Source organism: Candidatus Baltobacteraceae bacterium (assembly GCA_036559195.1).
In the GTDB taxonomy this organism is placed as follows: Bacteria; Vulcanimicrobiota; Vulcanimicrobiia; order Vulcanimicrobiales; family Vulcanimicrobiaceae; genus JALYTZ01.
The window spans coordinates 81,916-94,879 of the sequence record DATBTN010000047.1; the positions used below are offsets into that span (position 1 = coordinate 81,916).

A 12,964-nucleotide genomic window follows, 5' to 3' on the forward strand; every position below is an offset into this window, starting at 1 on the left:
CCGTGCAGCCGTTTCTCTCGCTGCCGCGCAGTCTGCAATGGACCGTGGGCGTCCTGATTCTGCTTCTGGCGGCGGGATTATCGCGATTCTTGTTCGTTCCGTTCGTGGATAACGGCTTCGACTTTCAGGCCTTTTACTGCGGCGGCTCCGTGGTGGCCGAGCACGCTAATCCGTACCTGGACCAACCGCTGCACGGCTGCGAAACGCGGGCGGCCCCGGAGATCGCGCGCAAGTTCCGCAACGTCACCGTCCCCGCCCCGCTCCCGCCCTACGCCCTGGCGTTTTTCATTCCGCTCTCGCTGCTCCCATTTGCAGTCGCGAAGATCGTCTGGTGGCTCGTCCTCGTGGCGAGCATCGGCGTCTGCGGGTGGACGGTCGCGAAGCTCACGGGGTGGGCGATGCTCACCGCGTTCGCCGCCTCGGCGGCCGCGATCGGCGCGACCTCGTTACCGCAAGCCGGGCTGCCGCCCGCTCCAATCGCCCTGCTTTTTTTAAGCGCCTACTTCGTCTCGCGCCGGCGGTGGACGCCCGCCGCGCTCTGCTCCGCGCTTGCGATGATCGAGCCGCACGTGGCGCTGCCGGCCGCGATCGCGCTCTTTCTTTTCGTCCCGGAACTTCGCGGGCGGTTGCTGCTTGCCGGCGCCGCGCTCGCCGCGCTCGCCCTCGCGGTCAGCGGGCCGCAAACCACCCTCTACTATTTCACGACGCTGCTGCCGCTGCACGCCGCCTCCGAAGTGCGCAGTCAATCGCAGTTTAGCCTCACGACGATCCTCTACCACCTAGGAGCGAGCGCGCCGTTAGCGGTGAGAATCGGAACCGCTCAATACGCCGTAACGATCGCATTCGGCGTTTGGCTCGGTTGGCGGCTCGCGCGGCGTTTCGACGAACGCGCGTTTCTGGTGGCGGCACCGGCCGCGTGCGCCGTGGCGGGCGGCAGCTTCATCCATCTTTCGGAGATCGGCGTCGCGGTTCTGCTCGCCTGCATGCTCGCGGCGCGCATGAACGGGCATCGCGCCTGGCTCGCCGTCGTTCTGCTCGCGGTGCCGTGGGAACAGTTTTCCAACTGGGCGACCTTCTCGGCGCTCGCCCCGATATGCGTGATTTTGCTCGTGTGGCCGCGATGGAAACCGCTTCCGATACTTCTGATGCTCGGCTCGATCGTGTTGTTAATGTACTTCGTGGGGATGCATTTGTACGAAGTTGCGTCGCTCTCCACGACGCTGACGGCCTCGAGCCATATCGCGGCCGCCGCGCCCAACGCGCCCGTCGACGTGAGTTGGCAAGCCTACAACGACACCTCGACGACCTTTCCCGCGCTCTGGGTCGACAAGTCGATAACCTTCTTCGGAATCGGATTGCTGCTCTTCAGCGCGGCGCGCGCGACGAAACGCGCGACCGCCGTTCAGCTCGCGTAGCGCTCGAGCTTGATCTCGGGTTCGGACTCACCCTCGGCTCCGCCGGTGTGAAGGACGAACGGTTCCCGCACCAACGGTTGCGGTTCGAACGACAGTTTATCGCCCACGAGCAGGTCGCGCGTCGCGCCCGAGCCCAGTTCCAGCACCGAGTACGCGCGCGGACACGTCACCGCCATGCGCCACGGCCGTACGTTGATCGCGAGCTCGACCACGCGCAAGTCTTTGTCGAGCCAAACGATATCGAGCGGAACGCGAACGAACATCGTGTGCACCGCCCAGCATCGATCGAACCACAGGCCCTCGTCGGGCCGCACGGCGGCTCGCCCCATCAGCCCGAGGATGCGCGTCAGCGGTCCGCGCGCGTCGTTAACGCCGCGCGCGATCACGCTTCCCGTAGTCTTATTCCGAACCAGAACCGGCGTCATCAGTTACCAACTACTCCAAGAGAGACGCCGATCGCGGCCACCAAGTATGGCGCGAACGCGATCGGACCGGAACGAACGCGCGCGAAGCGCGCGACGACGACAGCGGCGACGCACGCCGCCATGAACGCGACGATCGAGAGCTGCATGCCGAGCAGCGCGCCGCCGAGCGCGACGAGTTTGACGTCGCCCCAGCCCATTCCATGGCCTTTCGAAAGCACGGCTGCGAGCGCGAAGGGCACGAACGGCACGAATGCCGAGAGAACGATCCACCACTGATGCATGAGAATCGCAACCAGCAAAATGGCGGCGAGCGGACCGAGCGTGAAGACGTCCGGCACGATGCCGTATTCGGTATCGGCGCACCAGACGCCGGCGAGTGCGAGCGTTACGATGCCCAGCAGAAAGACCTGCTGCGGGGGAGCGCCGTGCAGGGCGACTAGCGCCCCGAGAAGCGCCGCGCCGCCGACGATCCACGGCACCGGCGCCTTGCCGGCCGGCGGAGCGTTCTCCAGTCGCGGCAAGCGCGCGCAGATCTTTCCGGCAAGCGCCGTTCCGACGAATCCGAGCGTTCCGAAGAAGAGCGCCGTGAAAAACATATTGGCAACGAGCATCGTTAGTGCACCAGCTTCGAGCCGACCGAGCCGAAAATGATGGCGAAGAGCGCCGGCAGCAAGCAGAACGCCATCGGGAAGATCATCTTGACGGGAAGCTTCGCCGCCTGCTCTTCGACGAGCATCACGCGGTGGTTACGCACTTCTTCCGCCAGTTCGCCGAGGACCTTCGAGATGTTCGCGCCGAGTTTCTCCGCCTGCGTTATGGCCGATACCGTCGTCGAAAGCTGTTCCTGATTGACGCGATTGGCCATGGCACGCAAGGCGTCTATCCGGCTGCGCCCCAGCCGCATCTGCGAAAGCGTTTCTTTGATCTCTTCGCCCAGCGGGCCCGGCGCGGCTTGGATGGCGTACGCAAACGACGCATTCATCGAAAGACCGGCCTGAACGGTCGTCGCGACCATGTCGAGAAAGTCGGGCAATACGCGCTGCACCGAATTCTTGCGCGATTCAATCGCACGAGTCAGCAGCATCGTCGGCGTAAACATTCCGAAGATCGCGGGCACGATACTCATGACGACCACCAGAATGCTGACCTGATGGATCACCGCCAGCATCCCGGCGCCGAACGCCAGGCCGACGATCGCGCCGGCGGCCATACGCGCGCTCATCTGCGCGGGCGTGACCGTATACCAACCCGCTTCGATCAACTGCTTCTGCAGTTTGCTGCGGCCCTCGTCGCCGAAGATCTTCTCCAACATCGCGAAGCGGTTGAACTGCGGGCCGGTGAGATTGCGGCCTTTGACGTCCTCGATCTGTTGCGTAAGCAGGCTCTTCTGCGGTATGAGCGAGATCGCGAGCAAGAAGATCGAGATCGCGCCCAGCACGGTGATCGCAATGGCGACCGTTGCGACGCCGCCGATCACGCGTTCACCTTGAGCATTTGATTGAGCCAGAGAATCGCGACGAGTTCGAGCGCCGCCACCACGCCGAGCGTAAGGTGGCCGATCATCGTGGTGAGCAAGCCGACGGCCATCTCGTGCTGCGTGCCCATCAGAAAGATCCCGACGCCGATCGGCAGCGCTTCGAGCACGAGCGCTCCCATCCGCCCTTCGGCCGTTAGCGAGTTGATTTTGCGAACGACGCGGCGCCGCTCTTTAATCGTTCCGGCAAGCTGTTCCAAGATGACCGCGAGATTGCCGCCGGTCTGCGATTGGATGCGCACGACCCGCGCGAGCATCAGCGTCTCGCCGCCCGGCAGCCGCTCGGCGAGGTCGTCGAGGGCATCGTAGGGGCTGATGCCGATGTTCGTCTGCCCGATCATGCGTGCGAACTCGATGCGGGCGGGATCCTGCAGCTCTTCGGCTACCAAACCCATCGCTTGGCGCAAGCTCAAACCGATGCGCAAGCCGCTCGAAATCAACCGCAGCGCCACCTCGAGCTGCGTGAGAAACGCCTCCTTGCGTCGCGAGCTTTTGAACCCGACGAACGCATAGAAACCGCCGCAGGTCACGGCGAGCATGACCGGCAGCAGGATCGCGCCGATCAGAAACCCCGGGCGCAACAGGACCGCCAGCAGCGCCCACAATGCCACTCCACCGCCTACGGTCATCGCCAGAATCTCTTCGGGTTTGCGTTGGATGTCCGCGAGTTCGAGCTTCGTAGAAAAACGTTTAACGAAGCGAACGCCCCGCTCGCCCAAACTGCGCCCCGCTAAGAGCGCGACGGCGCCGATGAAAGCGATGACCCCCATGACGATCAGGACCGGAAAAAGACTGCCGGTTACCACAATACGCCCGCCGCGGGCATCGCCGAGAGCGACCGAACGTCGAACGTTACGCCGGCCTCGTCGAATCGACGCAGCGAGTGCGGCTGCACGCCGGTATACTCGAAGCTGCCGATGACGCTGCCGTCCTCGTTGAGGCCGTGCTGCGCGTATTTAACGACCTCTTGCATGGTGACGACGTCGCCCTCCATGCCGACGATCTCGCAGATGCTCACGATCTTGCGGCTGCCGTCGCGCAAGCGCGCCGACTGGACCACGAGATCGACCGCGCTCGCGATCTGTTCGCGAATCGCTCGCACGGGCAGATCGAACCCGGCCATCAGGACGAGCGTCTCCACGCGCGACATAGCGTCGCGTCCGGAGTTGGCGTGAATGGTGGTAAGCGAGCCGTCGTGACCGGTATTCATCGCCTGCAGCATGTCGAGAGCCTCGGCGCCGCGACACTCGCCGACGACGATCCGGTCGGGACGCATGCGCAGCGAGTTGCGAACGAGATCGCGAATTTTTACTTCGCCGCGGTTCTCGATGTTCGCCGGGCGCGATTCGAGCGAAACGACGTGCGGTTGATTGAGCAGGAGTTCGGCGGCGTCTTCGATCGTCACGATGCGCTCGTTCGACGGGATGAACCCCGAAAGAATATTGAGCAGCGTCGTCTTGCCCGAACCGGTCCCGCCGCTGACGACGATGTTCATTCGGCTTTGGATGCAGGCGCGCAGGAACTGCACCATGGGATCGTTGAGAGCGCCCAAACGCAGCAGATCCTCGACTTGCAATCGCTTCGTTCCGAAGCGCCGAATCGTGAGCGTCGGGCCCTTGAGCGCGAGCGGCTCGATGATCGCGTTGACGCGCGAACCATCGGCCAATCGAGCGTCGACCATCGGGACCGACTCGTCGATGCGCCGGCCGATCGGAGCGATGATGCGATCGATGACCATTCGCAACTGGCGATTGTCGGTAAACTGCTTGGTCGTGAGTTCCAGCTTGCCTTTGCGCTCGACGTAAATCTTGTGCGGCCCGTTAACCATGATTTCGCTGATCGAATCGTCGCGCAGCAGGTCCTCGAGCGGGCCAAAACCCAACGCTTCATCGATGATTTCGCGACGCAGGCGGGCGGCTTCTTCGGGCCCTCCGACGTCGCTGCGCTCGGCGATGATCTCCCGCGTCAGCTCGTCGATCTTCAGGCGCAGTTCGGCGAGTTTCTGCGCGTCGTTGTGCACGTGACTGGCCTGCACGAAATCGAGCCGCTTGCCGAGTTCCTCATGCACCTGCGTCTTCATGAGATTGCGAACGGCCTCGTGCGGGTCGGCCGCGACGATACGATTTTCGGGCATGGCGCTCGGCGGCAGGAGCGGGTCGGATAGTGAAAACGCTTGGAGATTTTCGCGCCGCCGCTCGCCGAGCGGAGCGCGCGCCGACGGTCGCAGCGACTCGATCGGCGGTTGCTCGGGCACTTGCAGGAGGTAGGCGTTGAGCGCCTCGACGGCGCGCCGGAATTGCCGATCGCTCTGCGGCGGAATCTCGCCGGCGACGCCGGCGCCGAGCACTTTTTCCACTTCGGCTCGCGAGATTTGCGGCTTGCCCGCATGCGTGTCGGTGACGACCGCTATGCGCCCCTTGGGGACGCCGAAACGTACCAACTCGTTGAGCATGGCGCGCGCCCCCGTGAGTCCTAAGAGATCGGGTTCGACGACGACGAGAAAGCGGGCCGCGCGACAGACGAAGCTGCGGATTGCGGCCGAAAACGGCTGCGGCGCGTCCACGTAGACCGCCGCGTACCCCTCGTTGAGTTCGTCGGCCATTCGATCGACCGCGTCGCAGTCGAGCGCCAAGGCCATATCGTAACTATCCGTGAGTTCGACCATCGTGAGACCGCCCGTACGATGAACCGCAATCTCGTGCTCGCCGCGCGAAGCGTCGAATTCGCGCGTCGCTTTGGAAAGCACGGCGATGCTTCGGCGTCCCGAGAAGTCGGCGTCAACGAGCGCGGCGCTCGCCTTGGGGGCCATCGTCTTGGCCAATTCGTAGGCGAGCGTGCTCGTGCCGACGCCGCCCTTGGCGCCGATGAGAACGAACACCGCGGATTTCATTGTTCGACTCCGGTGCCTTCGATCACGGTGATCCCGGAGACCGCGCGCCGAACGGGCGGCGGATCCGCGGGGCGTACGGGTGCGGGCGCGGGAGCGGCTGCCAAGACCGGCGGGGCGAGCGCGGGCGCCTGAAGTCGCGGCGCATTCATCGACGGCTCGCCGAGTCCGTTGAGGTTGAGCGCTTCGACCGGTTCCGATCGCAGCTTCTCGCGCGGCGATCGCAGCGCCAAACGCAGGTTCGTATTGTTATCGGCGACCGTTAGCAGGTCGGCCTGCGACGGCGTGACGCCGAGGGTCACCGTGGCGGCGTTCTGCTCGTCGGGCGAGGGCGTGGCTTGCGCGGTTTCGAGCGTTACGCCGACGGCGAGCACCGTCGCGCCGCGAATGATCGTGACCGCTCGCGGGCCCGCGCCGGGCTCTTTCGGCACGCTCGCGATCACGTCGACGCGATCGCCGGCTTCGAGCAGACCGCTCACGCCTTTAACGCGATCGACGGCGATCGAGACCGCGCGCATGCCCGGTTGGAGCCGCACGGAGAGACCGACGTCGATCGGGTGTCCCACTTTCGATTGCGTGAGCAGGGAGCCGGCGGGAATTCCAATGAGCGAGATGCTGCCGGCAACGCGGGCGGGATCGCCGATTGCATCGGGATCGGTCTGTTTCATGGGTCGCGTCGCGACGGTAAACATGGCCGGCGTGATCGGCGACCGCGCGGGAATATCTTGCGTTGCAACCAGCACGCGCCGAAGCTCGTTGGCCGGCGCGTTGGCCTGCTGAAACGAGCGCAGATAGGTCAGCGTGAGCCAACCGGTGCCGATGGCCAGCAAAACGGCGACAATGATCGTCGTGCGTCGCGTATTCATCGAGGGTCCTTAGAGCGGGAGGCGGAGAAAAGGTGCATAGCTGTGCGAGAGTACGACGAGCGCCGCGCCGACGAAGATTGCCAAACCGTAAGGCATCTTCGCGGTGGTCGCGGGCAGCCCGGCGGGCAATTGGCGATAGAGTAATGGGTGCGCTACCGCAAACGTATTTTGCATCGACGTTTTGAGCGTGCCGCGTCCCAACGCATAGGCTAGCGACAGCACGCCGCCGGCAAGCATCGTATAGAGCACGAACGGTATCGCATCGGGAAAGCCGAACGCGCCGGCGATCGCGGCGATGAGTTTTACGTCGCCGCCGCCGATCAGCTTGAAACTAAAAACGAAGAATCCGGCCGTCGCGACCAGCGACATAATCGCGAACGCCATAAAGAACGCTCGCAGGCCGAAAGATGCCTGAAGGGCGAGTGCGGTCAGCGCCGCACCGAACGTCAGGACGTTGGGGATCCGTTTGGAACGCAGGTCGGCTACCGCGCCGATACCGCACGCGGACAGAACGAAGAGCTCGAGAATCTGTTGCATGGTCATTCTGTCGCGTGCGGCCTCCTGCGCTTTCGCGTCGTCCTAGACGTCGCTCGAAACGGTGGTGAACGTCGTGTTGAGGTTTTTGCCGATGAGGATCACGGCGCCGATGCAGACGACGGCGATGAGGGCGACGATCAGACCGTATTCAACCATGGTGGCGCCTTCGTCGTCGCGAATGAAATTCTTGATCGTGTTGAGCATTGTAGAGTCTCCTTAGTGCGTGAAGATGGGGGGCAATTGTTCCACCGGAACCTTGACGTGCGGGTTGGGCGCGCCGACGATGAGCGAAGCTTGCGCCGGCGAGACCGTGTCGAGGGAGGTAACTCGGACGGTGAGAATGCTGCCGCGAACGAAATCCGACGCGATCGGAATCGTGGTTGCCAGCATTCCGTGTGAGTCGATCGTAAAATCGTGGCGGCTGACGACGACCGTCGGAATATCCGACGAGAGCGTCGCATAAAGCGTAACGGTGACCGGCGCGCCGGCCGGCCCGCTGCAAGCAATCGAGACGGCATCCGTACCGGTCGCCGGCTCGATATGCAACCCAAGCATGCCGACCGTCGCTTTGGGGGCGACGCTCACCGGTTGGGTTGGTTCGGCCATCGCCGCGGACGGAGTTGCTACAGCAGCGATTCCGGCCAGGGCGAAGAGCGCGATTTGCTTTAGGATTTGAACGGCCTCCAGTAAAAAACGGCCCGGTGGTGAGCCGATGGGACAATACTGCATGCCCTGCGCGGCCGGCGCAAGCGATTCCAAAAAAAGTTAACTTAACGTCAAGAAGCGTTAACGCATTAACGGTCGCGGCGTGTGTCATAATCCGCTCGTGAAATATCTCGGCCATTCCCTATGCTCGCTCGCGTTCGCGCTCGCGGTACTCTGCGGCGGATCCGCAGCGGCCTCGGCCGACCCCGGCGTCAAGACGCTCACGCTGCAGACCGGTCAGAATTCCGTCTTAACGTATCCCCATCTGCGGCGCGTCGCGATCGGCGATCGCGGCGTCGCATCGATCGTGCCGATCGGGACTTCGCAACTCCTCATCGACGCTAAAACGCCGGGTACGACCACCGTCCTCATTTGGACCGGCAGCGCCTCGCAGCAAACGCAGCACGCAATCGAATTGACGGTAACCTCGACGGGCGTAGACGCCGTCGCGCAGATGCTGCGCAGCACGATCGACTCGCACGACGTGCTCGTTCAAGATTTCGGGCACACGATCGTCGTTCGCGGAACCGTTTCCGACGGCGCGCATTTTCAAGCCGTCAGCGATATTCTCAGCCGTTTCGCCGAAGTCGCCAAAGCCGAGAAGTACACGATCGTCAACGCGGTTCTCATCGCCCATCCCTTAGGCGACCTCCAAGCGCAGGTCGCCGGACTGCCGGGCGCTTCGGGAATTCGCGTGGATCCCGACAACAAGGGTAACGTGATCGTCAGCGGCCGCGTACGCGACGAAGCGACGCGGCAGCAAGTGCTCGATCGAGTGCGCACGCTTTCCGGCCGCTATCTCTCTGCAACCGGGCAACTCATCGACCGTCTCGGAACGGAATTAGAGACGCAGATCGACGTTCGCGTCAGCGTGCTGGAGATCGACAAGACCGGGCTCTCGCAGCTGGGCGTCAAGCTTAACGCCGGGAATCTTTCGAACGGCCAGATCATTCTTGGAGCGCCGAGCTTTCCAATCATCGAGCAGAATAAAACGCCGCTCAATCCGTTTCGCCTCGGACCGTTTTTTCGAACGACCGTCGTCGCACCGCAAATCGACTTGCTCGTCCAAGAAGGCCACGCGCGCGTCCTTTCGGCCCCCAATCTCGTGACGATGCCGGGTAACCAAGCCACGTTTCTCGTCGGCGGCGAGATCCCGGTACCCATGTCGACGGGACTCGGCCAGGTTAGCATCTCCTATAAGGATTTTGGCGTCAAACTCGACATCACGCCGATCCTCCTCGGCAACGGCAGCGTTCAAACGAAGATCGCCCCGGAGGTTTCGGATCTCGACTTTCAAGACGGCGTGAGCATCAACGGCTTCGTCATCCCGGCACTCAAAGAAAGCAAACTTTCGACCGAGCTCGTGACGCAGGCGGGCGAGAGCATCATCATGGGCGGCCTGCTGCGCCATCAAGAGCAGCGCAACGTCGACGAGATTCCGCTCTTAGGCCAATTGCCGATCATCGGCCGCCTGTTCCGCGACGTGCGCTACCAGCGCAGCGAAACCGACGTCGTCTTCGTCATGACGCCGTACGTGATTACGAGGTAGCGCGCATGCGTTGGAACGATCTGCGGAGGTTTTTTATCAACGACGACGGCGGAGCCGTCGTCGAGTATGCCATCGTCGCCGCCGTAGCGGCCATCCCGATGATCTTCGCGCTCGCCGGCCTCATCTTGGCGCTCGAACGGGTCCTGCAAGCGACCGGCAGCGGCCTTTCCAACTTAAACGTGAACCCGTGAACGCCCGGCGCATACGCGGAAACACGCTCCCGGAGACCGCCATCATGCTCGCCGTCGCACTCTTGATGATGCTCGGAGCGCTGCAGATCGGTTTGTACGGCTTCGGACAAACCTCGGCCGACGGCGCGGCTTTCGTGGCCTCCAACGCCGCCGCCAACGGGGTTACGGCGCCGACGGCGCTCGCGGCATCGGTCTTTCCGGGAATCGCCGCCGGCGACATCTCGATCGCAACGCCGCGGCCGGGAGTCGTCATCGGACAGGCGAGCGTAAAGATGCCGGGTCTAGCGTTCGTGCCGGGAATGCCCGCATCGCTGACCATTGCCGGTGCGGATATCGAGCCCTACACGCCGACGGCGCAGGGTAACGCACCGCCCCAATACGCATTCGGCGTGAACGCCAATCTCAATAACTATTGCGATCCGACCACGTCGTGCATCTATCCGGCCGCGCATTGCGCCTATTTGGCCCAAGCGATCAACTATAGCGGCAACGGGAAGAACGGGCGCTTTCAAGAGTGGTACGATCACGCCGGGACCTACTCGTCGGTAAGCTTTCCGAGTTCGCGGCCCAACGGGTACGCCGCAATTCGCGGCACCGATCTCGACGCGTACGCCGCCGGAACGAATGAGAACACGATCTACTCGTGGGATGCGGGTGCCACGTGCTAGCGCGCCTCGAGCGCCAGCGCGGCCAAACGCTGCCGTTCTGGTCGTTCTCGATTTTGATGCTGCTGACGATGCTCTTCTTCTTGAGCAACTACGTGAATATCTTGGGATGGCACGTGCGCGCGCAGAACGCAGCGGATTCGGCCGCGACCGCCTCGCTCTCGGTTCAAGCCAACGTTTACAACGAGATTTCGACGATTCTTTATGCCACGGCCGTCGACGAAAACCGCGTCCGTTACTTGAACCAAGCGATACTCAACACCATCTACGGAGCGGGCGGCTGTGATAGCACACCCGGCGGCTCGTGCGACCAGAACTATCGAACGCTCGTGACCGAGTACGATCAAGCGGTGAGCGCCTATCAGGGCAACCTGCAGGTACTGCAAGAAGGCAACAACTTCACCGAGGGCGGCCAGCAAGCCGACGAGAAAAAGGCCATCCGAGCGATCGGATCGGACTGCTCGAACTTCGATTGCGCGTTCGCATTCAACGTCAACACGCAGACCTACGCGGGCCAGTGCCAGGGAAAGAAATGCAGCGGGAGCCCAACCGAGGCCGACGTCGTAACGTGTCACAACGTGCCGTATTTCGCCGCCTCGCTGCTTCATATGACCGGGCAGTTTCAAGCCATCGGCCGCGCCGCGGGCGTCGTCGCGCCGATTGCGACCGAGTCGTTCGACCCCGGCACGGCCGTAAACCCATCGACCAACCAAGTCTACCAGCCGGTCGAGGCGCAATGGGCGAACGCCTATCCCAGCGCCGCGTACACCGTCGACTACTCCGGCATGAAGGTTAACGTCAACTGGTACGGAGTCGGCCATCTTCGCCCGTGGGCGGGCGCGCTCCAGCCTTCGAGCATGCCGTGCAACTAGAACGTCAGCGCGGCCAGACGCTGCTCGAAACGCTGCTCATGATGCCGATCATGCTCTTCATCATCTTCGCGATGCTCTACATCGCGCACTTTGGTATCGTGAACGAACGCACGCAGTTGGGAATGCGCTACGCGGGTGTGGAGTCGTTCGTGCAAGGACAGACCCAGGCGTACACCGCGGCCGATATCTATGCGAATCTTTCGGGCGGTACGCAGCCCGTGCCGTGCCCGACGGCGCCTCCGGGGGTCTACACCAACAGCGCGCCATACCCGGGGCCATCGACCGCGCCGCTCTGGAGTCCGGATGCGGCCGTCGATAAGGCGGGCGACACGACCAGTTCGAGCTGCCAGGTTACCTTTACCGATCTCGGCGGCGCGTCGTTCTTGGCCTCGCGCTTTATTGCCGCCACCCAAATCACGTCGAATGCCGGCGTGAGCGTTCCACAGTATTTGCAGCCGCTGCTCGGCAAAATCTTCGCGCAGACGAACGCGATTACGGCCTTCGCGCACTCGGCTTATCCGGGCATCATCCTGTACTGCGTGAGCAAAGCGCACGACGCCACCCTCAATAGTATTACCGCCAACGGCACGGTCGGACTCCCGACGCCGATGCCCGGCTTACCAACGCCGCCGCCCGCCAACGGCGGCGGCTGCTAGAGATTGTATAGATGAACTTCAAAGCGACGATCTACGCATTGCTGGCGCTCGGAGCCCTCGCCGCCTGCAGCGGCGGAGGCGGAGGCGGAGGCGCCCTTCCTTCGGTCGCGACCGGCGGCGGCAGCGGCTCGGTCGGCCCCATTCTTCCGAGCACGGCACCGACGGGGCTGCCGGGCACGCAACCGTCGCCGCAAAACTCCCCGGTGCCGGGCAGTTCGCCGTCGCCGAATCCCGGAAGTTCGCCGACGCCCGCTCCGGTAGGCACGCCGCTGCCGGGTGCGACGCCGACGCCGGTGCCGACCGGATATTATGCGAGCGGCTCCGTGCGCGACGCCGACTCGGGCGCGGCGATCGCCGGCGCCGTCGTCGTGATCGAACCGCAGGTCGTGCCGGGTTCAACACCGCCGCCCAATCCAACGGCGAGCGCTACGACTGCGGCGGACGGTTCGTTCACGGTCACGTCGCTCTTGCCCGGCAGCAATTATCTCGAAATCTTTGAATCCGGCTACGCGACGATGCATGAAAAATTCAACATCACGAGCTTCAACACGCAGGTCGGAAACGTGTCGTTGACGCGTCTCACGGCCGAACAGGCGGCATGGCTGCAACAAGCGAATGCCGATCGCGCGACGTACGGTGCTTCGCCGTTGGTCTTCGACGAA

General features: G+C 63.4%; 16 protein-coding genes. 7 read left to right on the forward strand and 9 right to left on the reverse strand.

What is annotated here, in order from left to right; all coding sequences use genetic code 11:
• Window positions 1-2 precede the first annotated feature (2 nt).
• Window positions 3-1,415: a glycosyltransferase 87 family protein gene (locus VIG32_06795; GenBank protein ID HEY8297714.1), complete on the forward strand. Its 1,413-nt coding sequence runs from the start codon at window positions 3-5 to the stop codon at window positions 1,413-1,415.
• Here VIG32_06795 and VIG32_06800 read toward each other — a convergent pair.
• From VIG32_06800 to VIG32_06840, 9 genes are read right to left on the reverse strand one after another with little or no spacing between them, the layout of a single operon-like run.
• Window positions 1,403-1,840 carry a DUF192 domain-containing protein gene (locus tag VIG32_06800; GenBank protein ID HEY8297715.1) on the reverse strand — a complete coding sequence of 146 codons (438 nt, stop codon included), beginning with the start codon at window positions 1,838-1,840 and terminating at the stop codon, window positions 1,403-1,405. The two genes, VIG32_06795 and VIG32_06800, sit on opposite strands and share 13 nt — an antisense overlap.
• Window positions 1,840-2,451, reverse strand: a complete 612-nt coding sequence (locus tag VIG32_06805; protein ID HEY8297716.1) for a prepilin peptidase — start codon at window positions 2,449-2,451, stop codon at window positions 1,840-1,842. Before VIG32_06805 ends, VIG32_06800 begins: the two co-directional genes overlap by 1 nt.
• A gap of 2 nt (window positions 2,452-2,453) precedes the next feature.
• Complete coding sequence (locus tag VIG32_06810; GenBank protein HEY8297717.1) at window positions 2,454-3,317, reverse strand: type II secretion system F family protein; 864 nt, start codon at window positions 3,315-3,317, stop codon at window positions 2,454-2,456.
• On the reverse strand, window positions 3,314-4,180 hold the full coding sequence (locus tag VIG32_06815; GenBank protein HEY8297718.1) for a type II secretion system F family protein: 867 nt from the start codon (window positions 4,178-4,180) through the stop codon (window positions 3,314-3,316). Before VIG32_06815 ends, VIG32_06810 begins: the two co-directional genes overlap by 4 nt.
• Complete coding sequence (locus VIG32_06820; GenBank protein ID HEY8297719.1) at window positions 4,174-6,264, reverse strand: ATPase, T2SS/T4P/T4SS family; 2,091 nt, start codon at window positions 6,262-6,264, stop codon at window positions 4,174-4,176. The genes VIG32_06815 and VIG32_06820 overlap by 7 nt, the downstream gene beginning before the upstream one ends.
• Window positions 6,261-7,127, reverse strand: a complete 867-nt coding sequence (cpaB, locus tag VIG32_06825) for a Flp pilus assembly protein CpaB (GenBank protein HEY8297720.1) — start codon at window positions 7,125-7,127, stop codon at window positions 6,261-6,263. The genes VIG32_06820 and cpaB overlap by 4 nt, the downstream gene beginning before the upstream one ends.
• A 9-nt stretch (window positions 7,128-7,136) precedes the next feature.
• Window positions 7,137-7,664, reverse strand: a complete 528-nt coding sequence (locus tag VIG32_06830; protein ID HEY8297721.1) for a prepilin peptidase — start codon at window positions 7,662-7,664, stop codon at window positions 7,137-7,139.
• Between the two features lie 42 nt (window positions 7,665-7,706).
• A complete protein-coding gene (locus VIG32_06835; GenBank protein ID HEY8297722.1) occupies window positions 7,707-7,868 on the reverse strand; it encodes a Flp family type IVb pilin in 162 nt (53 codons plus the stop codon).
• 12 nt (window positions 7,869-7,880) lie between these two features.
• Window positions 7,881-8,423: a hypothetical protein gene (locus VIG32_06840; protein HEY8297723.1), complete on the reverse strand. Its 543-nt coding sequence runs from the start codon at window positions 8,421-8,423 to the stop codon at window positions 7,881-7,883.
• A gap of 67 nt (window positions 8,424-8,490) precedes the next feature.
• On the opposite strand from VIG32_06840, the gene VIG32_06845 reads away from it, so the two are divergent.
• From VIG32_06845 to VIG32_06870, 6 genes are all read left to right on the forward strand, one after another.
• Window positions 8,491-9,918 carry a pilus assembly protein N-terminal domain-containing protein gene (locus tag VIG32_06845; GenBank protein HEY8297724.1) on the forward strand — a complete coding sequence of 476 codons (1,428 nt, stop codon included), beginning with the start codon at window positions 8,491-8,493 and terminating at the stop codon, window positions 9,916-9,918.
• A 5-nt stretch (window positions 9,919-9,923) separates the two neighbouring features.
• Window positions 9,924-10,109 (forward strand): hypothetical protein, encoded by a 186-nt coding sequence (locus VIG32_06850; GenBank protein ID HEY8297725.1) that lies wholly within the window; start codon window positions 9,924-9,926, stop codon window positions 10,107-10,109.
• Window positions 10,106-10,777: a hypothetical protein gene (locus tag VIG32_06855; protein ID HEY8297726.1), complete on the forward strand. Its 672-nt coding sequence runs from the start codon at window positions 10,106-10,108 to the stop codon at window positions 10,775-10,777. Before VIG32_06850 ends, VIG32_06855 begins: the two co-directional genes overlap by 4 nt.
• Window positions 10,771-11,646: a pilus assembly protein TadG-related protein gene (locus VIG32_06860; protein HEY8297727.1), complete on the forward strand. Its 876-nt coding sequence runs from the start codon at window positions 10,771-10,773 to the stop codon at window positions 11,644-11,646. Before VIG32_06855 ends, VIG32_06860 begins: the two co-directional genes overlap by 7 nt.
• A complete protein-coding gene (locus VIG32_06865) occupies window positions 11,637-12,302 on the forward strand; it encodes a hypothetical protein (GenBank protein HEY8297728.1) in 666 nt (221 codons plus the stop codon). The genes VIG32_06860 and VIG32_06865 overlap by 10 nt, the downstream gene beginning before the upstream one ends.
• 11 nt (window positions 12,303-12,313) lie before the next feature.
• The coding region (locus VIG32_06870) for a carboxypeptidase-like regulatory domain-containing protein (protein ID HEY8297729.1) at window positions 12,314-12,964 on the forward strand (651 nt) is incomplete at its 3' end.